Here is a 24,026-nt window from a genome sequence, read left to right as displayed (position 1 = left end):
AACTGTCACTCCTTTAAATCTTCCAAATGTGGCTAGAGCCATGTGTGGAATTGTCGAAAGAAAATGAATGATGTCTAATTATCCCCAGAACTAACTCCTGTGGAAACAAAAAAATATGGATAAATTGAAATTGTTCACAACTTTATCCACAGCCTGTTGATAATATTATAGCTTCATTCACATATTCACAACCAAAAGTAATATCATCATAGCAAAAGAAGGCCTTGTTTTCAATGTATGTCGCTAATTTATCCACAAATTCAATACGTTGTGCATAATTTTTATTCACACCACTATATATTGTTTATAATTTGTTTAGCCTTCGACATCATTGGCCTCAAAGCGCAAAAAATTATTCACAGGTTGTCCGATTCGCAAGCAGAATTTTCTTCTCCCACCATCTGTTCATAACTTATGGTTGAATGTTCTAGCAGCCAATAAATCAACCAAAGGTGAAAAATGGCTGTGGATAGTCTTCAATTGGAATCGATAGATTCCCAATTGAGGACTTTTTTTCGGAACGGGGGAGCCACGGATGCGGACGGAAGGGAAGTCGATGAATGGGAGAAGAATAGGTGTACTACTCGCTCTGACCGCCACATTGGTTCTTATTATCGTGTGGGCCCAGGGCTATTATTCGAAGAAAAGTGTTTCATATGGAGGGACTAAAGTAGGTTTCTTCGTATTGGCGCTCGTGATGCTGATCTATGCCTGGTGCGGTTTCCGTTATGAGGCTTTTCAACGCTTTATGTTTCATATGTCTCCCTCGAACCTGATGATTGATAATCCGGAGCCCAGCGATTTCTACTTTTTTATGCGTAAGGCAGCGGGAATTTTCGGTATGGATTCTCACTGTGGATATTTTTTTCTCAGGCATTATGACAAAAAAAACCCGTTTTCGCCATGGATCGGCTCCATCGAAAACGGGCTTTTTTAATAGATTTTAGAAAGTATCAACTTTGAAGCATGATCTACCTGATATCGCAAGAAAAACAATATCTTCACGAGGTCTGTCTTCTTCTAAGAATATTCGTCGAATCGAGGTTTTCCTTCTATAGTAATTTTACGACTGCTCGAATCGGCGCTGGAACTCGGTAATGGCTTCATAATCTTCTTCCAGCTTCCGCGAAATGCGGATAAAGATCGGCAGCAGAGCCTTATAAACATCAGAACTTTCCTTCACAGGCTGGTGTTCATGCGTACCGCCGACCATCGTCTCTACAATGTCGAGTGAATCCGCTCTTCCTGTAGCGTACAGACCGAGGACTACGGCGCCAAGACAAGAGCTCTCGTAGCTCTCCGGCACGATCACCTGCTGGTCAAAAATATCCGCCATCATCTGCCGCCAGATCGGTGAACGGGCGAAACCGCCGGTGGCGTGAATTTTGGCCGGTCGGCCGATTTGTTCCTCCATCGCCAGCAGAACGGTATACATATTAAAGATCACGCCCTCCAGCACGGAGCGGATCATATGCTCTTTTTTATGATTCAGGGTTAAGCCAAAGAACGATCCACGGGCATTCGGATCCCATAACGGTGCGCGTTCTCCGGTTAGGTACGGGTGGAATAGCAGTCCGTTCGAGCCTGGCGGAATACGGTCCGCGATTTTGGTCAGTACATCATAAGAATTGATGCCGAGCCGCTTGGCGGTTTCGACCTCGGAGGCGGCAAATTCATCGCGAACCCAGCGGAAAATCATGCCGCCGTTGTTAACCGCGCCGCCGATTACCCAGTGCTTCTCCGTCAATGCGTAGCAGAAAATACGACCTTTCGGATCAGTCATCGGCTTGTCGACAACCGTACGGATCGCACCGCTCGTACCAATGGTAGCGGCAACGACTCCCGGCTTGATGGCATTCACGCCGAGATTCGACAGGACACCGTCGGCAGCTCCAAGCACGAAAGGTGTGGAAGTGGAGAGCCCCATGGCTGCGGCATACTCGCTTTTCAGGCCTTCCATGATATGCGAAGTTGGTACTATCGTAGATAAATGGTCCTCCGTGATGCCAGCGAGCTCCAGCGCCTGCTGATCCCATGCCAGTTCCTCGAGGTTCATCATCCCGGTACTGGAGGCAATGGAGTGGTCTACAATATATTGGCCGAATAGTTTGAAATAAACATATTCTTTAATCGAAATGAATTTAGCTGCTTGGTTAAAGAGGGAGGGCAGCTCATGGCGCATCCACATCAGCTTGGTCACAGGTGACATCGGATGGATCGGAGTTCCGGTTCTAAGGTACAGCTCCATGCCGCCGAGTTCCTTTTTGAGCTTCGCGGACCAGGCTGCACTGCGGTTGTCTGCCCATGTAATGCAGCGAGTCAACGGAGTGCCTTGGCTATCTACGGCGATGACGCTGTGCATGGCCGCGCTGAAAGAAACGAATAGAACTTGAGCAGGATCTATCCCGCTCTGTGTCATGATCCCTTGAACAGAGGAAATGACGGTCTGAAAAATTTGCTCCGGATCTTGCTCCGCCGTAGAGGGAGTAGGGGTGAGCAGCGGATATTCACCGCCGGCTTTGGCTACAACCTCACCATTCTCTTTGAAAAGGACGGCCTTGGTGCTGGTTGTTCCGATATCGACACCGATCATATAGTTCTGAGTACTCATGAGACATACCTTCTTTCTACGTAAGGGCACCCGGTTCGATGCTTAACATATCAGCATTCCAAGGAGCCCCCATGTGTCTTATTGCTACATTATACAATTACATTGAGAACGAGAGCCAACACGAGTCCGGTCAGGGACAGGATCGTCTCCATCACGGTCCAGGACTTCAGCGTCTGGGCTACCGTCATGTTAAAGAATTCTTTTACCATCCAGAAGCCGGCATCGTTCACGTGGGACAGTACGATGGAGCCTGCTCCGGTAGCGAGCACCACTAGCTCAACGTTGGCCCCGGGGGTCATCGCGAGCACAGGAGCAACGATTCCTGCGGCGGTTGTCATGGCTACGGTTGCAGAACCTGTTGCGATCCGAATGAGTGCCGCGACAAGCCACGCAAACAGGATTACGTTGATATTTGCACCGGTTGCAATTTCGGCGATGGCATTGCCGACGCCGCTGTTGATCAGAACCTGCTTGAAAGCGCCGCCTGCGCCGATGATCAGAATGATCGTAGCGATTGGAGCGAGACATTCGCTGGTGAAGCGGGACAGATCGTGTTTGTTAAAGCCGCGGGCGAATCCAAGCGAGAAGAAGGAGAAGACCGCAGCAATGAGCAGCGCAATGATTTCATGGCCGATAAATTTGCAGAACACGGAAATGAAGCTGGTAGATTCCGGATCGATAATATCAGCTGCGGAACCGATAAGCATCAGAATGACCGGCAGCAAAATGGTAAACAACGTGATACCAAAGCCGGGCAAACCGCGCTCCGCTTTGCTCGAAAACTGCTCAGCAAGCTCCTCGGGCGGTTCAGTACGGATCCGTTTGCCGATGAATTTGCCGAACACCGGGCCAGCCAGAATCGCTGCCGGGATCCCGACCAGGAACGAGTAGAGAATCGTCATGCCAAGGTCGGCATCATATGCTTCAATAGCAATCATTGGAGCAGGATGCGGTGGTACCAAACCGTGAACGGTGGACAATCCGGCCAAAATCGGAATGCCGATGTGCAGCAGGGACATTTTCGTTTTGCGTGCAACTGTGAAGACAATGGGAATCAACAGGATGACCCCAACCTCGAAAAATACGGGAATGCCGACAATAAAGCCGACAATCATCATGGCCCAGTGTACGCGCTTCTCGCCGAAGCGGTCCACGAGGGTGGTGGCGATTTGTTCAGCGCCGCCGGATTCGGCCATCATTTTTCCGAGCATGGTCCCTAGGGCGATAACGATTGCAATCGTTCCTAGCGTTCCGCCAAGACCGCCGGTTATCGAAGTAATCACATCCGCAGGCTGCATGCCCGTCAATAGACCAAGAATCAGTGCGGAGATCAATAAAGTTACGAAAGGATTCCATTTATATTTGGAAATCAGCACGATCAGGAAGACGATCGTCAGCAGTGTCCAGATCATTAAGGTAGCATTATGACTGAGACCGAATAGTGAATTCATATCTTGCTTCCTCCTATAGATTACCCATTTTGAATTGGGAAATGGTTAATATCGAGCTGTTCTGCGGTAGTATACCCAAAACATAGGCGAATTCTATTGTATACTTGTCGACAACTTAGAGCGTGCACAGTGTTTCGTAAGACGGAGGAAGGGAGGATTAAGGCTAACCCTCCGGAAAACTAAGATGAAGCGTCTGACGGGAATCATCGAAGTAATGCTGAACCGCCGTTTGGATCCGTGCCGGATCCAGGGATTCCATCTCTGCAATTAGCTGAAGATGCTTGTCCATGACATACCGAATCTTGGTGCCTCCGCCACCAAACACCTGACGGGTCGTAATTAACATGACTGTGATTACGATAGGGCGAATGCTCTTCCACAGATGAAGAATCCGTTTATGGTTCGCTTCCGTAATGATCCGTTCATGAAAAGCCAAATCCTGATAGGAGAATTCAACCGGGTCCTGATGTTTGGCTGCAAGCTCCATCCGATCGACGATTTGTTTTAAATGCTGGATTAATTCCGGCTGGGGATTCGCAAACACCTGGCCTTGAACAAAGCTCTCGATAAGGAAACGAACATCGTATAATTCCTCTACTTCTTTAAGCGATAAGCCCATGACAACGGCGCCCATGCGCTCCAATTGGATCAATCCTTCGCTGGACAGCGTTTTCATTGCTTCCCGCACAGGAGATCGGCTGGTGCCGAATTCACCTGCAATCCGATTCTCCGACAGGATTTCTCCGCGCTTGATGATGCCGCTAATAATCTGCAATCTCAGTTCACTGGCGATGGCCTCTCCTAGAGAGGCCCCCTGAAGCCATGTTGAGGGAAATTTCATAGCATAATTCTCCAATCCGTACTGATTCTAATTTTCTCTAGTGGTAATGATACCACATCGAAAGGAGAAGGGACCATGATGAGGCTATGACATGATGCCCTTAAGAAGCAGCAGGTTATAGAAGAGAATCAACGTTATTCCGACTTCTCAACTGCATGGCCGCCGAATTCATTACGCAGCGCTGCAACGACTTTGCCGTGGAACGTATCTTGGTCAAGGGAACGATAGCGCATAAACAGCGACATGGCGATAACCGGTGCGCTGGCTTGTACCTCAAGCGCCGTTTCTACGGTCCACTTTCCTTCGCCGGACGATTTCATCACGCCTTTGATGCCATCCAGCTTCGGATCCTTGGAAAATGCGTTTTGCGTCAGCTCCATGAGCCAGCTGCGAATGACGGATCCATTGGACCATACCCGGGCGACATCCTCATAGTTGAAGTCGAATGCGCTTTTTTCCAATACTTCAAAGCCTTCCGCAATGGATTGCATCATACCGTATTCGATTCCGTTATGGACCATCTTCAGAAAATGGCCGCTGCCGCTTTCACCGGCATACAAGTAACCGTTCTCGACAGCCATATCCTTAAACAGGGGCTCAATGCTGGTGAATATGTCGCGATTGCCCCCAATCATAAAGCAGCCACCATGATGTGCGCCTTCCATGCCTCCGGAAGTGCCGGCATCAAAATAATGTAAGCCTTGGTCTGCTAGACGTGCTGCACGGGATTTGGAATCTTTATAATGCGAGTTGCCGCCGTCAATCAGAATATCACCGGACTCGAGGAGCGGAGTGAGAGAATCAATGACGGAATCCACAATATTTCCGGCAGGCACCATCATCCATACGATGCGGGGTTTATCCAGTTTCGCAACGAGCAATTCAGTTGATGCTGCGGCTTCGGCACCACATTGGGCAGCTTGATCGACCAATTCCGTATTTAAGTCGTAAGCTACGACCTGATGCTGATGATGAATCAGATTCTGAACCAGATTGAGGCCCATTTTCCCCAGACCGATCATGCCTATTTTCATAAAACAATGCAGCTCCTTCTTAGGTGTATACTTGTATACAACTTAAATTCAATTATTTATACTACTCCTTTATACCTCTTGTGTAAATAAGGGGGCATGCGAGCGATGAAAGGACTTACATGGATCGAAAAATGACATCCACAATGTTTTAAAATAGGTTATCCCCATGTGGATAATTCAAAACTAGCAATAATGACTACTTGTGGAAAACTTAAGTGCTTGCCGAGGTCAAGTAAGGTTTGACTTTTGGGCCTGAACGTGATTAAATGTATAAAGGCATTTTCTGTGAAGATGAGAACATTATCCGCTACCATTTAGCGGTCTGTTTACAAGAGATACGTCCATAGACGTCGGTTCAACAAATCGCGGTCTATTCTTCCGTGAAAGTGCGTCGATTGACGTTATGATCTTAAAATATGGGTAAGACATATTCCTGTAAGGGGGTGCATTAATTCATGAGACCGACTTTCAAACCGAATGTAAGCAAACGTAAAAAGGTACATGGCTTCCGTAAAAGAATGAGCACGAAGAACGGACGCAAAGTATTGGCTAATCGCCGTCAAAAAGGCAGAAAAGTACTGAGCGCGTAATATTGTGCCACGAAGACCACCGAGGTGGTCTTTTTTTCGTAATATCTCCTGCAGTGTGAGGAGTTTCCTTATGAAACCGGCAGAATATAAGCTAAAGTAGGCTTAAAGTATTCCAATTGGAGTGTTTATCGCGGTTTTGGCATGACTATACTATTATAATAGAAGAGATGCCAAAGAGGCTTAAGATTATTGAACTTGATTAACGGCAGGGCGGGAGAAACTTGTGCATAGAAAACTTCGTTTACGGAACCGCGCTGATTTCAGCCGGGTATATCGACACGGAAAGTCCTTCGCCAATCATCAATTTGTTGTATACTGGTCACGCAAAAAAGAGGTAGAGCAGTTTCGCGTTGGCGTTTCATGCAGCAAAAAGATCGGCAATGCGGTTGTCCGCAACCGGATGAGACGGCTGGTTAAAGAGATTGTCAGGCACCATCAGCATCAGATTATCGAGCATATCGACCTGATCTTTATCGTTCGAAAGGGAGCCCTCGATAAGTCTTATCAGGAGCTGGAGAAAAGCGTGCTTCATGTATTGAGGAAATCGTCCCTTCTGAAAGCGAAGAGGGGCTGAACCATGTGTTTATTTGTCCATATAAATATGTTATGATTTACCGTGGAATGGAATGGCGAAGAGAGGGGTTTTGAAGTGTCGTTCATGAAGACAAGACGAGGAAAATGGTTCCTCCTCACCGCTGTAATACTTGCAGTGGCCGTTATATCAGGTTGTGCGCCTGGAGCTGACCAAACGCGTACCATTGAAGACTTGAAAAATGGAGGCTTTTGGCAGAGCAACGTTGTTTATTACTTTACATGGGCACTTGATACGTTTGCTACATGGTTTAACGGTGAATACGGATTGTCCGTACTCGTGATGGTGCTTATCGTCCGTACCTTGATTTTACCGCTGACTCTGAAACAGGTCAGAAGCTCGAAGGCAATGCAGGCCATTCAGCCTGAAATTCAGAAAATTCGCGAGAAATATAAAGATCAACCTGAAAAAGTTCAAATGGAAACGATGAAGCTCTTCCAGGAGAATAAGGTTAATCCGATGGCGGGATGTTTGCCGCTGATCGTACAAATGCCGATATTTATCGCACTCTATCATTCGATTTACTATAACAATCTCCTTCGTGATCACGAATTCCTGTGGCTGCAATTAGGTCAACCGGACAAGCTGTTTATTTTGCCGGTGCTTGCCGCTGCAACGACTTATTTCCAAACGAAAATGATGATGAAGATGAACCCGTCTCCACAAATGGGGATGATGCAGTTCATGCTGTTCGTTTATCCGATTCTGATCTTTGTAATGTCCTTCCAGTTCCCTTCAGCACTTCCGTTGTACTGGTTCTACAGTAACCTCTACACCATCGTGCAGAATTACTTCTTGTACCGCAACAATGACAAGGCTGCTGTCGTGGCAAGTGTTGCCAGCGCAACCGACGGTCAGAAGAGTAAGAGCGGTAACAAGGGCGGGAAAAAGAGTGGCAGCAAAGGCGGGAAAAAAGGTTCGAAGGGAGCCAAGAAGTCGAGATGACTAAAATCGTCGCAACAGGAAAAACCATTGAAGATGCTGTCGCACAAGGGCTGGCCCGATGGGGTGTAAGTCAAGACCGTGTATCGGTTCAAGTATTGAGTCAGCCATCAAGAGGATTCCTGGGCCTGTTTGGGGTCAAGGAAGCGAAAGTCGAACTAACGCTCCTGCCTGACGGTGCCGGCGGCGATTCATCTGTGAAGGAAGTACCTCCTACAAACGCGCAAGCCGTTCCGGCCAAAGTGGTTCAGGTCTCCAATACCTCTGTTATGACGCAGGAACCTCCTGCTGTCAGCAGTGATATAGAGAACCCTGCCACAGCTTCGTTTGAAGGCAAGGATCCTTATCAGGAAGCCATCACCTTTCTTAAGGATACCGGACAAGCCATGGGGCTAGATATTTCGGTTGAGATTGAGAAGGGGAAAGACTTTACCACGCTTCAAATTTCTGGCGCCGGACTCGGATTGATGATCGGGCGTAGAGGTCAGACTCTGGATGCCCTTCAGTATCTGGCAAATATCGTAGCTAACCGTTATTCCAACAGCTATCTTCGCATCGTACTGGATGCGGAGAACTTCCGAGACCGTCGCAAGAAGACGCTGGAGGATCTGGCGGATCGGTTAGCGGGACGGGTACTGAAGACCCGTAAAGAGATTGTGCTTGAGCCTATGCCTGCTGCTGAACGGAAGGTGATTCACGCTAAACTCCAGTCGCATGGAGCCGTGAAGACGTACAGCAAGGGCGAAGAGCCGAACCGGCGGGTTGTCATTACACCCAAGTCGTCCTAAATGAGTTGAAGAGTATATATAAACAATGACTCCTTAAGCTTCAAGAGGGAGTCATTGTTTTTTAAAGAGACCTATAGAGGAAGATCCCGTTGGAGGTTTTTCTTTCAAGTTGATAGATGAAGAAGCCGGATTGTACATGGTATGGCTGTAATTCCGATGTTTTTTACAAAGAAAGAGGTGAAGGAAGCGATGTTTAGTGATACGATCGCAGCTATTTCAACAGCTGTCGGTGAAGGCGGCATTGCGATTATTCGCGTCAGCGGTCCGGACTCCGTTCCGGAAGTGGAGCGTATATTCAAAAGTAAAAACAAGTTAACACAAGTGGATTCCCATACCGTTCATTACGGTCATATTGTGGATCCAAAAACGGGAGAAAACCTCGAAGAGGTCCTTGTAACTGTGATGCGTGCTCCACGATCATTCACGACCGAGGATGTCGTCGAGATCAGCGCGCATGGCGGGGTCATCTCCGTAAAACGCGTCATGGATCTGTTGCTTCAATTAAACATCCGTTTGGCGGAACCCGGTGAATTTACGAAGCGGGCTTTCTTAAACGGCCGGATCGATCTGTCCCAGGCGGAAGCCGTTATGGACCTGATTCGCTCGAAATCCGATCGCGCCTTCTCCGTTGCGCTCAAGCAGGTCGAAGGAACGTTATCCCGTAAGATCAACGAGCTGCGGCATACCCTGGTCGAAACGCTGGCCCATATCGAAGTGAATATCGATTACCCTGAGCATGATGTGGAGTCGCTTACTTCAGAGTTCATTAAAGAGAAAAGCCAGCTTGTCATGGGTGAAATTGATAAGCTGCTGAAGACCGCACAAGAAGGGAAAATCCTGCGTGAAGGGATTACGACAGCTATTATCGGTCGCCCCAATGTGGGCAAATCTTCGCTTCTGAACACACTGGCCCAGGATAATCGCGCGATTGTCACGGATATACCCGGCACGACTCGCGATGTGATTGAGGAATTTGTCACCATTAACAACATTCCGTTGAAGCTGCTTGATACCGCGGGTATCCGGGAAACGATGGATGTGGTCGAGCAGATCGGCGTTGAACGATCCAAGCATGCGGTTAACGAAGCGGATCTCATTCTGCTCGTGCTGAATGCCAATGAACCGCTGCATCAGGACGAATTGGAATTGATGGAACAAATACGCGGTAGACAATGTATTATCATTATGAATAAAATGGACTTACCGTCTAATCTCGATCTGGACATTCTCCATCGATACTATCCCGATGAATTGATTGTTCCGATGTCGGTGAAGGCGCAAGAGGGTATTGACCGTCTGGAAGAGGCCATATCCAACTTGTTCTTCAGCGGCCAGATTGAAGGCGGAGATCTGACGTATGTGAGCAATGTGCGACATATTGCTTTGCTGAAGAAATCCAGGCAGTCGCTGCAGGATGCTTATGATGCGGCTGAACAGCTCATTCCGATCGATATGATCCAAATCGATGTGAGAATGGCCTGGGAGCAGTTAAGTGAGATATTGGGTGAAGCGGTTGGCGATTCGCTCATTGATCAGATTTTTTCACAGTTTTGCTTGGGTAAATAAGCTTCAAGCCTTACTATATATAGTAGGAACAGCTCAACATTTTCAGGGAAATCCGAGGTGGAATCCCTTTGATTACGTATATAACACAATTAGAACAGGAGGGTGAGCTATGAGTTATATGGGTGGCACTTATGACGTGATTGTAGTCGGTGCAGGACATGCCGGCTGTGAGGCTGCACTTGCATCTGCACGAATGGGTGCTGAAACGTTGATGGTTACAATTAACCTGGATATGGTTGCTTTTATGCCATGTAACCCGTCCATTGGAGGACCTGCAAAAGGCCATGTCGTTCGCGAAATCGACGCACTGGGCGGAGAAATGGGACGCAATATCGATAAAACCTTCATTCAAATGAGAATGTTGAATACAGGTAAAGGTCCGGCTGTCCACGCACTGCGTGCTCAAGCGGATAAGTTTTCTTATCAGCATACCATGAAAGAGACGATGGAGAAGGAAGAGAAGCTTACCCTTCGTCAGGGTATGGTGGATCAGCTCATCGTAGAAGATGGCGTATGCGTTGGGATCGTGACGCAGACGGGTACGGAATATCGTGCGAAAGCGGTTGTGCTGACAACCGGTACGTATTTGCGCGGTAAAGTCATTATGGGTGAATTGATGTATGAGAGCGGTCCGAACAATCAACAGCCGTCCGTAAAACTTGCGCATAACCTGCGCGAGCTTGGCTTCGACCTTGTTCGATTCAAGACAGGTACACCACCGCGGGTGCATAAGGATACGATTGATTTCTCCAAGACCGAAATTCAGCCTGGGGATGAGAAGCCTAAGTTCTTCTCTTATGAAACAAAATCCTCCGACAATGAGCAGCTTCCTTGCTGGTTGACGTATACGTCGGTGGATACGCACCAGATTATCAATGACAACCTTCACCGCGCACCGATGTTCTCTGGTGTTATTGAAGGTACTGGACCACGTTACTGCCCGTCTATCGAAGACAAAATCGTTCGTTTTGCCGACAAGCCGAAGCATCAGATTTTCCTTGAGCCTGAAGGTAAAAATACGAAAGAATACTACGTGCAAGGGCTATCCACCAGCATGCCTGAGGATGTTCAGCTTGCGGTTCTTCGCTCCATTCCCGGAATGGAGAAGGTAGAAATGATGCGTAACGGGTATGCTATCGAGTATGATGCGATGGTGCCAACGCAGCTGTGGCCGTCTCTGGAAACGAAAAAACTGCCGGGTCTGTTCACGGCTGGACAGATCAATGGAACCTCGGGATATGAAGAGGCAGCAGGTCAAGGCATTATGGCGGGTATCAATGCGGCACGTAAAGTGCAGGGCAAAGAGCCTGTTATATTGGATCGCTCCCAGGGTTATATTGGAGTGCTGATTGATGACCTGGTGACCAAAGGGACAAATGAGCCTTATCGTTTGCTCACCTCCCGTGCAGAATACCGTCTGCTGCTTCGCCATGATAATGCCGATCTGCGTCTTACCGAAATCGGCCATGATATCGGACTGATCTCGGAAGAGCGTTATGCCAAATTCGTGCTGAAGAAGCAGCTCGTTGAGCAGGAGATCGAGCGTCTTCGCCAAACGAAGGTGAAGCCGGTTGACGTAAATGCGATGCTGGAAGCAGCCGGATCAGCACCAATCGTGGACGGAAGCAATATGCTGACGATTCTGCGCCGTCCGGAAATTACGTATGCGATGATTGAGTCGCTCTCCCCGTCTCCATACGAGCTGGATGAGGAAATGAAAGAGCAAGTCGAAATTCAAATCAAATATGCGGGTTATATTGAGAAACAGCTGGGACATGTGGAAAAGCTGCAGAAGATGGAGAAGAAACGCATTCCGGAGGATATCGTTTATGACGAGATCAACGGACTGGCCATGGAAGCTCGGCAGAAGCTGAACAAGATCCGTCCGATCTCCATTGGCCAGGCATCGCGCATTGCCGGCGTAACACCGGCGGATATTTCGATACTTCTCGTTTACCTGGAGCATTATAACCGGGTAACCGCAGCGAAAGGATAAGGAATGGACGACATTCAGAAGGCTTTTGTTGACCGGCTCGGAGAGCACGGGATCACGATTGATGAGAAACAGCTCCAGCAGTTCGAGATGTATTACGAAATACTGGTGGAGTGGAACGAGAGAATGAATTTAACTGGAATTACGGAACGGGAGCAAGTCTATACGAAGCATTTTTACGACTCGATTACGCTCGCCTTTTATGTGGATATGACCCAAATCGGCAATCTGGCGGATATCGGATCAGGTGCTGGCTTCCCGGGTATTCCTCTGAAAATATGTTTCCCGCATGTGCATCTGACGATTGTGGATTCACTTAACAAACGGATTAACTTTCTGAAGCATGTCGTGGATACGATTGGCCTGACGGGGGTTGAACTGATCCACGGGCGTGCGGAAGAGGTTGCTCGCAAGCAGGGATACCGTGATGGGTTCGATCTGGTCACAGCGAGAGCGGTAGCTCGCATGGCTGTGTTGAACGAGTTCTGCCTACCTTTTACGAAGGTAGGGGGGCGATTCGCAGCGATGAAGGGCAGTGACCCTACGGAAGAGGTGAAGGAGGCTGCTCGCAGCTTGAAAGAGCTGAGAGGGGCTTTGAACAAGGTTCACTCATTCTCCTTACCCGTAGAGCAATCAGGTCGGCATATCGTGGTGATCGATAAAAAGGGAGCCACGCCTTCCAAGTACCCCCGTAAGGTGGGTACGGCCAGTAAAACGCCGATCGTGTAAGCATTTTGCCATCGATCTAGATACTGTCAATCACGCGGGTCTCCCTTGCAGAGGCAACCTTTGCTAGAAGACATGCAAACCATTCGAGAGAAGGACTCTATGGAGTCCTTCTCTTTTTTATTGACTTTGTAGATTTGCCTTGAGAGGGAAGGGAGGTCGTTAATATTAGTTTTATTTACATATGAAGTATATAGAAATTGATTTGTTGTATTTTCGTTGATTAAGCCCTACTCTTATCGGTTGTCATTATAATTAGAGAGGTGAAACAAGAAAACATACATCACAGATAACCGACTGAGAGGAAGCCCTTAAGGATCTCATAAGAAGTTTTTTACGACTCAATGGCACGCTCACTTTTACGTTTTTTTATCAAGTGGAACGGAGGTTACCTCTAAAGGGAGCAGGGTGATTAAAGCTGAGCTTTTAAATAAGGATGGACATCCACACTGTGAATGTATCTCATAAACTTTGAATGTTTCACGTGAAACATTCAAAGTTTGCTGTGAGTTATAAGCTAGGCATCTATATGGAAGCATTAAACTCTTTGACAAATTAATTTCAACATCAACTATGTTATTTAATTTGAATAATGAAGATGGAAATCTCAAAAAAAGTTTGTCAGCAACTATCCATCGTATTCATGCACTGGACAGGGGAACTTGCAGGGAGCAGTGAACCATGATGTGCATCAATCGAGTGAATCTACTACTAATATAGATTCGTTCTACTTAGACTTTGATGATAATGGTTGTTCAACAGATTTAATCTATTGGCAAATCCTACAATTATTCTGAATCTAGAATCACAAGAAAGGCTGCTGGGTAGATGATGTGGCTCAATAACATGATTTCGACGCCAAAACTTTGGAACTGTGCACAAATCATGTATAAAGCAAACGAGAAATGAAGGAAAAAAGGTGATATTGGAGAATAGAGTTATAGGACAAAAAGTGGTAGAATAGAATCGTAGTATCCATTTGGACAGAAGGGCCGGTTTGCCCGTTCTTTAATAGGATGAAAGAGTATAAATCCTGGTTTGGTCACTTTTCCATCCTTGCTTCGTGCAGTCAACAACTTTGATCGTTGTGGCTGCTGTTTTTTGGAAGGTACCATGCCATCCCATGGGATCATGGCCTTAAGCGAAATAGAAAAACATATATACCACTTGTGAGATATCGATCGATCGTAAGCATCATGATAAAACCTCCTGTTATATCTCTCAAGAAGCAACCGCTTCATGCAGCGGTTTGATCAGAGAAATACGGCAATGATCACCATAGGCGTCTTTCTCCGATCAGCATGAAATCTGTTTTTGCAGGGAAATGCCTGGCACCACAGTGGATTCTAGCGCCAATGGATGGTTGGACTATCCGTGTATGACTCCATGTTGTGGTTATCCAATCGTATAACCGATTCCGGGATATTCGGAGGCTTATCCGTGCTATCATGAAATTAGGTGGTAATATACGGAATGAAAGAACAATTTTCGAGATTGTTTGGCTTAGCGGCAGAGCGGAACCAAGGGGATGAAGTGAAACAAATCCCGGTAAACGAGGTTGTCAGCAGCCCATACCAGCCACGGACGATTTTTGATGACGAGAAGATTGATGAATTACTTCAGACAATTAAAACCCATGGAGTCATTCAACCTATTGTCGTTCGTGTCCGAAATGGCATGTATGAGATCATTGCAGGGGAACGCCGCTGGCGTGCGGTTAAGAAGCTGGGTCTGGACACGATTCCGGCCATTGTTCGGGAGTTCAACGATTCACAAGCTGCCTCCATTGCGTTAATCGAGAATCTGCAGCGTGAAGGCCTTACTTCGATTGAAGAGGCAGTGGCTTATCAGAAGTTGATTGATCTTCATCAATTGACACAAGAGAGCTTGGCACAGCGGCTAGGCAAAAGCCAGTCCACAATTGCAAACAAGATTCGTTTGCTGCAGCTGCCGGAAGCAGTCAAGTTGGCATTGATGGAACGCAAGGTGACGGAACGCCATGCGCGTGCGCTGCTCTCATTGGATAATGAAGAAACCCAGCTTAAAGTGCTGGACGAGATCATTACCAAGGAACTGAATGTGAAGCAGACAGAGGCACGAATTGCCTTTTATAAAGAAGTAACAACAATGAAGAAGGCGAAGCGTATATCGTACAGCAAGGATGTTCGCCTGGCTCTGAACACGATCCGCCAATCGATCGATATGGTCTCAGGCTCTGGGATGGCTATTAAAACAACAGAGAATGATCATGAAGATCACTATGAAATCGTTATAAAAATACCTAAACGTTAAGATATGGTGTGAAGCGGTATGCATCGTACCGCTTTTTCTGTTGACCAAGAGATAATGCTCTGCAGCGGTCTATGTTGCTTAACGAAAGGTTTTGGTTTGATGTTGCAGATGAGAAACATGTAATTTATTATTACTCATTTTCATCGCCGCTATATCCTGGGCATCCCGAGATCATCGGGATCGCTCGCTTATTACATATACAGCCTATGCTGTATATCATCTATTGCGACTACTTAGAAGAGTCTTCCTACATTGAGGTGAAATGAGTGTCAAAGATAATTGCCATAGCAAATCAAAAGGGCGGTGTCGGCAAAACGACGACTTCCGTCAATCTGGGAGCTGGATTGGCTTCGCTTGGCAAACGGGTGCTTTTGGTGGATATTGACCCCCAAGGTAACACGACGAGTGGGGTTGGCATTAATAAAGCCGATGTTGCAAATTGCATTTACGATATTATCATCAATGAAGTACACCCGAAGGACGCCATCTGTGGGACTAACATCGAAGGCCTGGACATCATTCCGGCAACCATTCAATTGGCTGGTGCTGAGATTGAGCTTGTTCCTACGATATCTCGTGAAGTACGATTGAAGAAATCACTTCAATTAGTCAAACCCCAGTATGATTATATTTTGATTGATTGTCCTCCATCGCTTGGCATTTTAACGATTAATTCATTGACCGCAGCCGATTCCGTGATCATCCCGATTCAATGTGAATACTACGCACTCGAGGGTCTGAGTCAGCTGCTGAATACGGTTCGCCTTGTTCAGAAACATCTGAATACATCGCTTAAGATTGAAGGTGTATTGTTGACGATGCTGGATGCGCGCACGAACTTGGGCATTCAGGTGATTGAAGAAGTGAAAAAGTATTTTCAGGAAAAAGTGTACAGAACGATTATTCCTAGAAATATTCGTTTGAGTGAAGCACCATCTCATGGACAGTCGATCATTACTTATGATCCTCGATCTAAGGGAGCGGAAGTATACTTGGAGCTGGCAAAGGAAGTGATCTCGTATGAGTAAACGATTGGGAAAAGGGCTGGATGCGCTTATTCCATCTTTGTCTATTCATGATGATGACAAGGTAGTGGAAATTCCGCTTAGTCAATTGCGAGCGAATCCGTATCAGCCGCGCAAGACATTTAACGATGAGGCTATCCAGGAATTGGCGGAATCGATCCGCCAGCATGGAGTTATCCAACCGATTATCGTCCGCAGTGTGCTGAAAGGGTATGAGATTATTGCCGGGGAGCGCAGATTCCGGGCGTCCCAATATTGCGGCAAAGCAACGATACCGGCAGTGGTTCGATCATTTAGCGATCAACAAGTCATGGAAATTGCGCTGATCGAGAACCTGCAGCGGGAGAACCTGAACGCCATGGAGATTGCTGTAGCTTACCAAGGCTTGATGGAACAATTTTCCTTAACGCAAGAAGAGCTGTCATTGAAGGTGGGGAAGTCTCGTTCACACATCGCTAACTTTTTGCGATTGCTTTCTCTACCTGAAGAAGTGAAGGACAATGTTTCACGTGGAACATTATCTATGGGACATGCCCGGGCGATCGTTGGAATTAAGGATCCCATTCTTGTTAAACAGTTGGCAAAACAGTGTGTGGAGCAAGAGTGGAGTGTCCGTGAATTAGAGGAAGCGGTTAAGAATCTGGATCGCAAACCAACGGATAAAGCAAAGCCTAAGGTTAAGAATAGAGATCCTTATATCGATCATCTGGAAGAGGATCTAAGAGAACGTTTTAAAACTACGGTAAAAATTAAGCACAATAAGGATAAAGGGAAGATTGAGCTTAATTACTATAGTAAACAGGACCTGGAGCGATTGTTGGAACTTCTTCAATAAAGAGCCGTGGTGCTGTTGAAGAAGAAACTATCATGCGTAATGGGTTGAGTCACAAATGGTTGAACAGCAAATGAGTGCGATTAAAAACCAAAGACATGTCGACGTTCCTGTAAGGGGAATGAGATATGTCTTTATTTAACTAAACATGAAGCCACGGCCTTGATACTCCGAACTTGAAGATATTTGGATATATTCTGTTAAGAGACACCAATACGGCAAAGATGAAGGTGAAATATCATGGACCCGATCGTTTATCTGGATCATGCAGCCACTTCGTGGCCAAAGCCGCCCGAAGTATTTGAGGCGATGAGAAAGGCGATGGAAGAGGCGGCTGCAAACCCGGGACGTGGGAGTCACCGGATGGCGGTGAAAGCTTCCCGTGTGCTCTATGGAACAAGGAGGACGCTCGCAGACTTGTTTGGGGTGAAGAATCCTAATGATATTGCGCTGACATCGAATACAACTGAAGCGTTGAACTTAGCGATCAAAGGGTATTTGCGTGAGGGCGATCATGTGATTGCGACCATGATTGAACATAATTCAGTGCGCAGACCGTTAGAGTATTTGAAACGCACCCGAGGGGTACAAGTAGACTATATTCCTGTCGATGAGGAAGGTCAGCTTGACCTGCAACTAATAGAGGGGGCTTTTCGTTCTAATACTAGGCTTGTTGTGTGTAGTCACAGCTCCAACCTTCTTGGTTCCATCATTCCTCTCGTTGAAATCGGTGAACTGGTGAAGAGAAAAGGGGCTGTACTGCTCGTAGATGCTGCCCAGAGTGCCGGTATGCTGGATCTTCATGTGGAGGCGATGCATGTAGGCATGTTGGCTTTTCCGGGGCATAAAGGGCTTCTGGGGCCGCAAGGAACAGGCGGGTTGTATATCTCGCCTGATATTGATCTGGAACCATTACTGCACGGAGGCACAGGGAGTCAATCAGAGGCTATTGAACAGCCGACGGTACGTCCGGATCGATATGAGGCAGGGACGCCTAACACGATTGGACATGCGGGACTGAAAGCGGGTGTGAAGAAGGTGCTTGAATGGACACCGCAGCATATTTACCAACACGAATGGGAGCTAACCCAATATATGATTGAGGGTCTGCAAGAGGTAGGAGGCCTTCGAATATTAGGTCCTGCACTTGGTCAAGCGAGGACAGGTATCGTAGCTTTTGTGTCAGAGCGATACAGCGCGTCCGAGTTAGCTTTTCGACTGGACCGGGAATATGGGATTGCCGTGCGTGCTGGTTTTCATTGCACACCGCTTGCTCATATGGCATCAGGCACGGAACAGACAGGTGCAGTCAGAGCGAGTGTGGGGATATCTACTAGCCGTGACGAAGTAGAGCTCATGCGAAAGGCGATTGTGGAAATTCATAGATAATCAAATAGATCAAGATGGAGAAGAGGAAGGAAGAAAGCATGTCTGAATTAAATGAATTGATCATGGAGCAGCTTCATTGGTTTGTCGTCGGAATGGTCATGATCATCTTGATCTTATGGATAACTTTAATTGTTCAAGGGACAAAACTGCGTAAAATGAAGCGTCGTTATGATGCGATGATGGCAGGCAGTGGGGTAGAAGATATCGAATCGCTGTTGGTCCAACTGAAAATCCAAATGGATGAGATTGAAGAGGGCCATGCCCATCATCAAAAAATGCTGGATACGATCAGCGGCAGTTTGAAAGGAATGAAGTCCAAGGTTGGTATCGTACGATACAATGCGTTTGGCGAGCGGGGGAACGAAATGAGCTTCTCCCTGGCTATTCTCAGTGAACAAGAGGAAGGGATCGTGCTGACCGGTCTGCATAACCGGGAGAGCTCCTATGTGTACGCTAAACCACTGAAGGATGGGCAGTCCAAATATCCATTGTCTCCGGAAGAAAAAGAGGCCGTCACTCTTGCGCTGCAAGAAGGGTAGAACGGTTCCACTCTTTAATGCCTGCAAATAGGCAGGTTGCAATAATATCGGACAACCGCATGACCAAGCTTAAGCGAGTGTTCTGCAATACGAAGTATTCCATAAAGCCGCCGACATTGACGATGCCCGTTACGTGGATATCGCCGACCGGCGGTAATTCTTTATGTACGCCAGCTCCGGGCTTTAGAGGGCCATCGGATATCTGAATAGAGCCTACACTTGATGATTGCCCCAGACACGCATCAATGCCGATCACAAAAGGGTTGTCGAATTTTTCATATATCGCCGTTAGTGTATCCTTCAGATTCATGGCGTGGACAGGCTCGTCCAGCGTGCCATAGAGATGAAACAGGGGACTGTTGTAGCGTGCAAGCGAGGTGCCGACAAGGGGTCCCAGACAATCGCCGGTAGAACGGTCGGTACCGATGCAGACAATGACAAGCGGACGATGCTGAATACGGGCGTCAGATAGATGGAAGAGCAAGCGATGTATAATAGCAGAATGGATATTAGGGTCCGTGTGTGGTATTTTTAAGCTGGAAGCCTCCGGGCGAGACGTGATTTTAGATAGACGGTTCATAGAATCTTCCTTTCGTCTGCATTTGGTAGTATCAGTATATGGATGAAAGACTGTTTTTATACTTTGGGATTCGCTTAAAATGTGATTTAAATTCAACTCGGACAGAAGAATGTTCTCAGGATAAGGAATGTGCCTGGGCAGAATGAGGTATATGAATATACTTGATCTATGAAAAGGTTTATATAAAACTCTTAATCATTGGGAATGATGATGAGAAGAAATTAGAGAAAATGATAGCTATGATGGAGGGGGACGGGGCAGTGGAAGGCGCGATGTTGATCGCATTTGATTCCACCCAGCAGGCGCTGCGTGCAGAAATGCTGCTGGAGTACGCGGATATCGAAATTGATCTTTTTCCTACACCAAAAGAGATTACGGCTGGCTGTGCATTATCGATTCAATTCCCGCCTGATGCGTTAAATGATGTTCAAGCGATCATCCGACAGGAGCATGTGGAGATCCGGGGTATCTTTGCGTTGGATAACAACGAGAAGTATATCAACATCGAAGAGTAAGGGGAGGACATCAGGGATGAGGGGCTTTAGTTACTTATCTGGGGATGTGAATTTAGAGACATTGGCTGAGGAGGCTGAGGGTTTGAAGGATCAGATATGGAGATGGTTAACGAATGAAGAGATGTGGATGAATATCCTGTCATCCGGCATTCGGGTCATTATCATTTTTATTCTGACGCGTCTCGTGATACGAGTTGTGTATAAGATGATTGATCAGTTTATCCTTAGGCAGGAGAAGAGCCGAATTCAAGTGAACTCAAGACGGTTTGTCACGGTAGGGGAGTTGCTAAAAAATGTAACCTCTGTTGTGTGCAACTTTGTTATGATTTTGATCATTCTCTCAGAGTTCAACTTCGAGTTAGGGCCACTGTTAGCCGGTGCCGGGGTACTTGGCCTTGCCATAGGTTTTGGTGCACAGAGTTTAGTGAAGGATGTTATTACCGGATTCTTCATTATATTCGAGGATCAGTTTGCAGTAGGCGACGTAATCAAGAGTGGTGAGTACCGGGGAACTGTTGAAATGATCGGACTTCGCACATCGCGAGTTAAAGGATTGAATGGAGAGACCTATATTATTCCGAACGGAATGATTACCAGCGTCACGAATTACTCCCTTTCCAATTCATTAGCCATTGTAGATTTGCCCGTAAAGAACGACCAGCAGGTGAAGGATACGATTACGCTAATTCAGTCGGCTCTTACGGGAATCATGGACCGACGCCCAGAGGTCCAGCGGACACCGGATGTATTAGGAATCCAGTCATTGAATACTTCTGAATATGTTGTTCGTATAGTGGCGGAATGCAATCCCAATGCAAGAGAGTATGTGGAGCGCCAGATATTTACGGATATCAAACAGGCTATTGAAGCACGGGATATGGGACAAGAACGCGTTCAGGCTTGATCTAACCGGTTATCCAATGATATATAATAGATAGAAGAAGTAATAGAGAAGTAAAAGGGAGCGATAGCCATGGAGCGCAAGGTATTTCAGTTAGGGGATATCGTTCAGATGAAGAAGCCTCATCCCTGTGGAAATAATGAGATGGAGATTATTCGCATGGGGATGGATATTCGGATCAAATGTACCAAGTGTCAGCATAGCGTGTTGATTCCCCGTGTAAAGTTTGAGAAGAATATGAAGAAGGTTTTGCGTTCGGCTCAGGAGACGGAAGGGGCGGGAGATACACCGTAATATCTCCTCTCCTAAGCGTTCCAAGCGGTCATTGAAATCCAAGGAACAGTGAGATCGACAAGCTATTGACCAGATAACGTTTCCATGATATAATCAATTCTGCTGTGGAAAGGTACCCAAGAGGCCCAAGGGGGCTGACTCGAAATCAGCTAGGCGTCGCAAGGCGTGCGTGGGTTCGAATCCCACCCTTTCCGCCACCAATCGTTGAAAGTTCCGCTGTTATGGATATAAACGATGTTTGATACATAAGTTAGGCGTTAAGCTGTAAAGCGCCCTTGAATAAAACACCCTCATGCAGACGATCTGTGGGGGTGTTTTTCGTTGCTACAAGCATGAGCAAAGGTCCCGAGCTTTGAACGAAAAAAGAAGGGCCCGATTGGGCCCTTCTTTCTGGGTAGGCGGTGCTTGTGAATTGGAATCATTTTATCAGCACTTCTGCGAACCTTGTCAATAGCTTCACTTGTCCAAGCGGTCAAGCATTCGGCTCATTTCCTCAGCTTGCAATCCGTGTGACGATCAGAAACCTCATGCGTCGTTCTGCTGCAACGTTCAACGGAACCACACCTCTCTCATGCACCGCCTGATTATAATGTGCGCATAAAGGTCGGTTTGTATACATGCGAATTTCACTGGATGAAAATCCCAACATTAAATGTTTAGTTTTCATGGATTAGCTGACAGTTTTCAAGCAATGTTCTGACATCTCCCTGTACACAAGATGCTGTAGGCACATGTGCAAAGCTCTTCTAGGCTGTTGATCCATTCAGGCGATTTGATTACTTAGGCTGCACTCGGCGCTTGTTTAACCATACACGATCATCATTTTGGGTTTCGGGAAAGGTATCGCCTTTGCTCATTTTAATTTGACGAGGGTTTTCGATCCCCATGATGTGGTCTCTGACACCCACTTCCATATAAATACCGTTGTTTGGAGCTTTATCACCCGCACGAAATTCGGACTGTTCTCCCATTGTGGAATTCCTCCTCATTATGATGGATGGACTGCATGTATTATCATGCGCCATTGGACCCTAAATCATTGCAGGGAAAGTGAGAAAGGCGCGGGAATAAAGGGAAGGGCACAGATTCAGCACCGAAAAGAAACTTGCATCCGATCACCCGTTCTGATATAGTATTATGGTGCGAGTTAGACTCGCTCCTTGCTCTCAACAGAGATTGAGGGCCGAAGTCCATAAGGAGGTGAAACATATGCGCAAATATGAAGTGATGTACATTATTCGTCCTGACATTGAACAAGAAGCTGTTCAAGCTGCAGTCGATAAATTCCAAGGCATCATCTCCAACGGCGGAGAAATTACAAAGCATGACGTAATGGGTAAACGCCGTCTTGCGTATGAGATCAAGAAATTCCGTGATGGCGTCTACGTTCTGGTAAACTTCAACGCAACACCTGAAGTTGTAGCTGAGCTTGAGCGTCTCATGAAGATTTCTGACGAAGTTATTCGTTATCTCATCACGAACGACGTTGCTTAATACGTAAATAAACTTTGTAATTGATTTCGTTCTAAGGAGGGGATTGGATTGTTGAACCGTGTCATTTTGATTGGCCGACTGACTAAGGATCCCGAGCTGCGATATACTCCTTCAGGTGTTGCTGTAACGCAATTTACACTTGCTGTCGATCGTCCGTTTACCGGACAAGGCGGGGAGCGCGAAGCGGATTTCATTCCGGTCGTGACCTGGAGACAGCTTGCGGAGACTTGTGCAAACTATCTGCGTAAAGGCCGTCTGACGGCTGTAGAAGGGCGCATTCAAGTGCGGAATTACGAGAATAACGAAGGTAAGCGTGTATACGTCACCGAAGTCATTGCCGATAATGTTCGCTTCTTGGAGTCAAACCGTGAAACAAGCGGTGGCGGAGGAAATCGTGAGGAATCATCGTTTAGCGGAGGAAGCAACAGCAATAGCAGTGGCGGAAACCGCGGGAACAATAACTACTCGCGAAACAACAATCAGGATCCTTTTTCCGATGAAGGAAAACCGATCGATATTTCGGATGATGATTTGCCATTTTAATACGGAAAGGACTGACAACACATGGCTTTTAAACAAAGAGAAGGCGGAGACAACGACAAAAGACCGGCACGCCGCGGCGGCCGCAACAAGCGTCGTAAAGTATGTTTCTTCACTGTGAACAAAATTACTCACATTGACTATAAAGATACAGACCTGCTCAAGAAATTCATCAGCGAGCGCGGAAAAATCTTGCCTCGTCGTGTAACAGGTACTAGCGCTAAATATCAGCGTGCTCTGACGATTGCGATCAAACGCTCCCGTCAAATCGCATTGCTTCCATACACAACTGAGTAATCATTTGTGTCAAAGCGGACCAGCCTAATCATAGGCTGGTTCGCTTTTTTATTATGGAAGAGCCCAGGGTTGGCTTAATGAGAGATGTGATGAGAATTGTTAGAGATGAGGGCCATATAAGTAAAACCAAGCGTACCTCACAAGTATGAAAGCTCAGGGCTTTGAAGCAATATTCATTTCGGCGTTAAAAGGAG

25 protein-coding genes and 1 tRNA gene are annotated in these 24,026 nt (G+C 46.8%); 20 read left to right on the top strand and 6 right to left on the bottom strand.

Annotated elements, in window-relative coordinates; all coding sequences use genetic code 11:
- Positions 1-556 precede the first annotated feature (556 nt).
- Positions 557-937, top strand: a complete 381-nt coding sequence (locus MKX98_RS34070) for a hypothetical protein (protein WP_339220793.1) — start codon at positions 557-559, stop codon at positions 935-937.
- 126 nt (positions 938-1,063) lie between these two features.
- Here MKX98_RS34070 and gntK read toward each other — a convergent pair whose 3' ends face one another.
- From gntK to gnd, 4 genes are all read right to left on the bottom strand, one after another.
- Entirely contained in the window at positions 1,064-2,611 is a 1,548-nt protein-coding gene (gene gntK / locus MKX98_RS34065) for a gluconokinase (RefSeq protein WP_339220792.1), read from the bottom strand.
- An 89-nt stretch (positions 2,612-2,700) separates the two neighbouring features.
- On the bottom strand, positions 2,701-4,062 hold the full coding sequence (locus tag MKX98_RS34060) for a GntP family permease (RefSeq protein ID WP_071219305.1): 1,362 nt from the start codon (positions 4,060-4,062) through the stop codon (positions 2,701-2,703).
- Positions 4,063-4,225: 163 nt separating this feature from the next.
- Entirely contained in the window at positions 4,226-4,903 is a 678-nt protein-coding gene (locus MKX98_RS34055) for a GntR family transcriptional regulator (protein ID WP_194540278.1), read from the bottom strand.
- 134 nt (positions 4,904-5,037) lie between these two features.
- Complete coding sequence (gnd, locus tag MKX98_RS34050; protein ID WP_339220789.1) at positions 5,038-5,937, bottom strand: phosphogluconate dehydrogenase (NAD(+)-dependent, decarboxylating); 900 nt, start codon at positions 5,935-5,937, stop codon at positions 5,038-5,040.
- 455 nt (positions 5,938-6,392) lie between these two features.
- Between gnd and rpmH the strand changes: the two genes are divergently transcribed.
- From rpmH to MKX98_RS33990, 12 genes are all read left to right on the top strand, one after another.
- Entirely contained in the window at positions 6,393-6,527 is a 135-nt protein-coding gene (gene rpmH, locus MKX98_RS34045; RefSeq protein WP_006207379.1) for a 50S ribosomal protein L34, read from the top strand.
- Positions 6,528-6,750: 223 nt separating this feature from the next.
- A complete protein-coding gene (gene rnpA / locus MKX98_RS34040; protein WP_009591465.1) occupies positions 6,751-7,101 on the top strand; it encodes a ribonuclease P protein component in 351 nt (116 codons plus the stop codon).
- A 75-nt stretch (positions 7,102-7,176) separates the two neighbouring features.
- Positions 7,177-8,064 carry a YidC/Oxa1 family membrane protein insertase gene (locus tag MKX98_RS34035; protein ID WP_071219308.1) on the top strand — a complete coding sequence of 296 codons (888 nt, stop codon included), beginning with the start codon at positions 7,177-7,179 and terminating at the stop codon, positions 8,062-8,064.
- A complete protein-coding gene (gene jag, locus MKX98_RS34030; RefSeq protein ID WP_194540276.1) occupies positions 8,061-8,849 on the top strand; it encodes an RNA-binding cell elongation regulator Jag/EloR in 789 nt (262 codons plus the stop codon). The genes MKX98_RS34035 and jag overlap by 4 nt, the downstream gene beginning before the upstream one ends.
- Positions 8,850-9,038: 189 nt before the next feature.
- The gene (mnmE, locus tag MKX98_RS34025; RefSeq protein ID WP_339224659.1) at positions 9,039-10,415 is read left to right on the top strand and encodes a tRNA uridine-5-carboxymethylaminomethyl(34) synthesis GTPase MnmE; all 1,377 of its coding nucleotides are present in this window, start codon (positions 9,039-9,041) and stop codon (positions 10,413-10,415) included.
- Between the two features lie 109 nt (positions 10,416-10,524).
- Complete coding sequence (gene mnmG / locus MKX98_RS34020) at positions 10,525-12,411, top strand: tRNA uridine-5-carboxymethylaminomethyl(34) synthesis enzyme MnmG (RefSeq protein ID WP_339220787.1); 1,887 nt, start codon at positions 10,525-10,527, stop codon at positions 12,409-12,411.
- Positions 12,412-12,414: 3 nt separating this feature from the next.
- Complete coding sequence (rsmG, locus tag MKX98_RS34015; RefSeq protein WP_339220785.1) at positions 12,415-13,137, top strand: 16S rRNA (guanine(527)-N(7))-methyltransferase RsmG; 723 nt, start codon at positions 12,415-12,417, stop codon at positions 13,135-13,137.
- A gap of 1,470 nt (positions 13,138-14,607) precedes the next feature.
- A complete protein-coding gene (noc, locus tag MKX98_RS34010) occupies positions 14,608-15,426 on the top strand; it encodes a nucleoid occlusion protein (RefSeq protein ID WP_194540273.1) in 819 nt (272 codons plus the stop codon).
- A gap of 266 nt (positions 15,427-15,692) precedes the next feature.
- A complete protein-coding gene (locus MKX98_RS34005) occupies positions 15,693-16,454 on the top strand; it encodes an AAA family ATPase (protein ID WP_071219313.1) in 762 nt (253 codons plus the stop codon).
- Positions 16,447-17,286: a ParB/RepB/Spo0J family partition protein gene (locus MKX98_RS34000; RefSeq protein WP_113058531.1), complete on the top strand. Its 840-nt coding sequence runs from the start codon at positions 16,447-16,449 to the stop codon at positions 17,284-17,286. The genes MKX98_RS34005 and MKX98_RS34000 overlap by 8 nt, the downstream gene beginning before the upstream one ends.
- Positions 17,287-17,523: 237 nt before the next feature.
- A complete protein-coding gene (locus MKX98_RS33995; RefSeq protein ID WP_339220782.1) occupies positions 17,524-18,672 on the top strand; it encodes an aminotransferase class V-fold PLP-dependent enzyme in 1,149 nt (382 codons plus the stop codon).
- Between the two features lie 38 nt (positions 18,673-18,710).
- Positions 18,711-19,211 carry a DUF4446 family protein gene (locus MKX98_RS33990; RefSeq protein ID WP_194540272.1) on the top strand — a complete coding sequence of 167 codons (501 nt, stop codon included), beginning with the start codon at positions 18,711-18,713 and terminating at the stop codon, positions 19,209-19,211.
- Here the strand turns inward: MKX98_RS33990 and yyaC are convergent.
- The gene (yyaC, locus tag MKX98_RS33985) at positions 19,186-19,791 is read right to left on the bottom strand and encodes a spore protease YyaC (protein ID WP_194540271.1); all 606 of its coding nucleotides are present in this window, start codon (positions 19,789-19,791) and stop codon (positions 19,186-19,188) included. The two genes, MKX98_RS33990 and yyaC, sit on opposite strands and share 26 nt — an antisense overlap.
- Positions 19,792-20,051: 260 nt before the next feature.
- On the opposite strand from yyaC, the gene MKX98_RS33980 reads away from it, so the two are divergent.
- From MKX98_RS33980 to MKX98_RS33965, 4 genes are all read left to right on the top strand, one after another.
- Entirely contained in the window at positions 20,052-20,306 is a 255-nt protein-coding gene (locus MKX98_RS33980; protein ID WP_194545000.1) for a DUF3343 domain-containing protein, read from the top strand.
- Between the two features lie 16 nt (positions 20,307-20,322).
- Positions 20,323-21,210, top strand: a complete 888-nt coding sequence (locus tag MKX98_RS33975) for a mechanosensitive ion channel domain-containing protein (RefSeq protein ID WP_220687050.1) — start codon at positions 20,323-20,325, stop codon at positions 21,208-21,210.
- A gap of 69 nt (positions 21,211-21,279) precedes the next feature.
- The gene (locus tag MKX98_RS33970; protein ID WP_071219319.1) at positions 21,280-21,501 is read left to right on the top strand and encodes a DUF951 domain-containing protein; all 222 of its coding nucleotides are present in this window, start codon (positions 21,280-21,282) and stop codon (positions 21,499-21,501) included.
- Positions 21,502-21,607: 106 nt separating this feature from the next.
- Positions 21,608-21,698: transfer RNA gene (locus MKX98_RS33965), tRNA-Ser, on the top strand.
- Positions 21,699-22,277: 579 nt separating this feature from the next.
- On the opposite strand, the gene MKX98_RS33960 is transcribed toward MKX98_RS33965, so the two are convergent.
- A complete protein-coding gene (locus tag MKX98_RS33960) occupies positions 22,278-22,472 on the bottom strand; it encodes a YjzC family protein (RefSeq protein ID WP_071219336.1) in 195 nt (64 codons plus the stop codon).
- 238 nt (positions 22,473-22,710) lie between these two features.
- Between MKX98_RS33960 and rpsF the strand changes: the two genes are divergently transcribed.
- From rpsF to rpsR, 3 genes are read left to right on the top strand one after another with little or no spacing between them, the layout of a single operon-like run.
- Positions 22,711-22,995: a 30S ribosomal protein S6 gene (gene rpsF / locus MKX98_RS33955; RefSeq protein ID WP_009591503.1), complete on the top strand. Its 285-nt coding sequence runs from the start codon at positions 22,711-22,713 to the stop codon at positions 22,993-22,995.
- A 48-nt stretch (positions 22,996-23,043) separates the two neighbouring features.
- A complete protein-coding gene (ssb, locus tag MKX98_RS33950) occupies positions 23,044-23,538 on the top strand; it encodes a single-stranded DNA-binding protein (protein ID WP_071219337.1) in 495 nt (164 codons plus the stop codon).
- A 21-nt stretch (positions 23,539-23,559) separates the two neighbouring features.
- Entirely contained in the window at positions 23,560-23,832 is a 273-nt protein-coding gene (gene rpsR, locus MKX98_RS33945; protein WP_006207333.1) for a 30S ribosomal protein S18, read from the top strand.
- The last annotated feature ends 194 nt before the right edge of the window (positions 23,833-24,026 follow it).

This window comes from Paenibacillus sp. FSL W7-1332 (genome assembly GCF_037969785.1).
Lineage (GTDB): Bacteria > Bacillota > Bacilli > Paenibacillales > Paenibacillaceae > Paenibacillus_AQ.
The sequence above is the reverse complement of the archived record's forward strand: the minus strand, read 5'-3'. Positions and strand labels throughout refer to the sequence as shown.

What these genes read in the sequence shown, in the direction of transcription:
- MKX98_RS34070 (WP_339220793.1), top strand. Translation starts at nt 557, where the DNA reads ATGAATGGGAGAAGAATAGGTGTACTACTCGCTCTGACCGCCACATTG.
- gntK (WP_339220792.1), bottom strand. Translation starts at nt 2,611, where the DNA reads ATGAGTACTCAGAACTATATGATCGGTGTCGATATCGGAACAACCAGC.
- MKX98_RS34060 (WP_071219305.1), bottom strand. Translation starts at nt 4,062, where the DNA reads ATGAATTCACTATTCGGTCTCAGTCATAATGCTACCTTAATGATCTGG.
- MKX98_RS34055 (WP_194540278.1), bottom strand. Translation starts at nt 4,903, where the DNA reads ATGAAATTTCCCTCAACATGGCTTCAGGGGGCCTCTCTAGGAGAGGCC.
- gnd (WP_339220789.1), bottom strand. Translation starts at nt 5,937, where the DNA reads ATGAAAATAGGCATGATCGGTCTGGGGAAAATGGGCCTCAATCTGGTT.
- rpmH (WP_006207379.1), top strand. Translation starts at nt 6,393, where the DNA reads ATGAGACCGACTTTCAAACCGAATGTAAGCAAACGTAAAAAGGTACAT.
- jag (WP_194540276.1), top strand. Translation starts at nt 8,061, where the DNA reads ATGACTAAAATCGTCGCAACAGGAAAAACCATTGAAGATGCTGTCGCA.
- mnmE (WP_339224659.1), top strand. Translation starts at nt 9,039, where the DNA reads ATGTTTAGTGATACGATCGCAGCTATTTCAACAGCTGTCGGTGAAGGC.
- mnmG (WP_339220787.1), top strand. Translation starts at nt 10,525, where the DNA reads ATGAGTTATATGGGTGGCACTTATGACGTGATTGTAGTCGGTGCAGGA.
- rsmG (WP_339220785.1), top strand. Translation starts at nt 12,415, where the DNA reads ATGGACGACATTCAGAAGGCTTTTGTTGACCGGCTCGGAGAGCACGGG.
- noc (WP_194540273.1), top strand. Translation starts at nt 14,608, where the DNA reads ATGAAAGAACAATTTTCGAGATTGTTTGGCTTAGCGGCAGAGCGGAAC.
- MKX98_RS34000 (WP_113058531.1), top strand. Translation starts at nt 16,447, where the DNA reads ATGAGTAAACGATTGGGAAAAGGGCTGGATGCGCTTATTCCATCTTTG.
- MKX98_RS33995 (WP_339220782.1), top strand. Translation starts at nt 17,524, where the DNA reads ATGGACCCGATCGTTTATCTGGATCATGCAGCCACTTCGTGGCCAAAG.
- MKX98_RS33990 (WP_194540272.1), top strand. Translation starts at nt 18,711, where the DNA reads ATGTCTGAATTAAATGAATTGATCATGGAGCAGCTTCATTGGTTTGTC.
- yyaC (WP_194540271.1), bottom strand. Translation starts at nt 19,791, where the DNA reads ATGAACCGTCTATCTAAAATCACGTCTCGCCCGGAGGCTTCCAGCTTA.
- MKX98_RS33975 (WP_220687050.1), top strand. Translation starts at nt 20,323, where the DNA reads ATGAGGGGCTTTAGTTACTTATCTGGGGATGTGAATTTAGAGACATTG.
- MKX98_RS33970 (WP_071219319.1), top strand. Translation starts at nt 21,280, where the DNA reads ATGGAGCGCAAGGTATTTCAGTTAGGGGATATCGTTCAGATGAAGAAG.
- MKX98_RS33960 (WP_071219336.1), bottom strand. Translation starts at nt 22,472, where the DNA reads ATGGGAGAACAGTCCGAATTTCGTGCGGGTGATAAAGCTCCAAACAAC.
- rpsF (WP_009591503.1), top strand. Translation starts at nt 22,711, where the DNA reads ATGCGCAAATATGAAGTGATGTACATTATTCGTCCTGACATTGAACAA.
- rpsR (WP_006207333.1), top strand. Translation starts at nt 23,560, where the DNA reads ATGGCTTTTAAACAAAGAGAAGGCGGAGACAACGACAAAAGACCGGCA.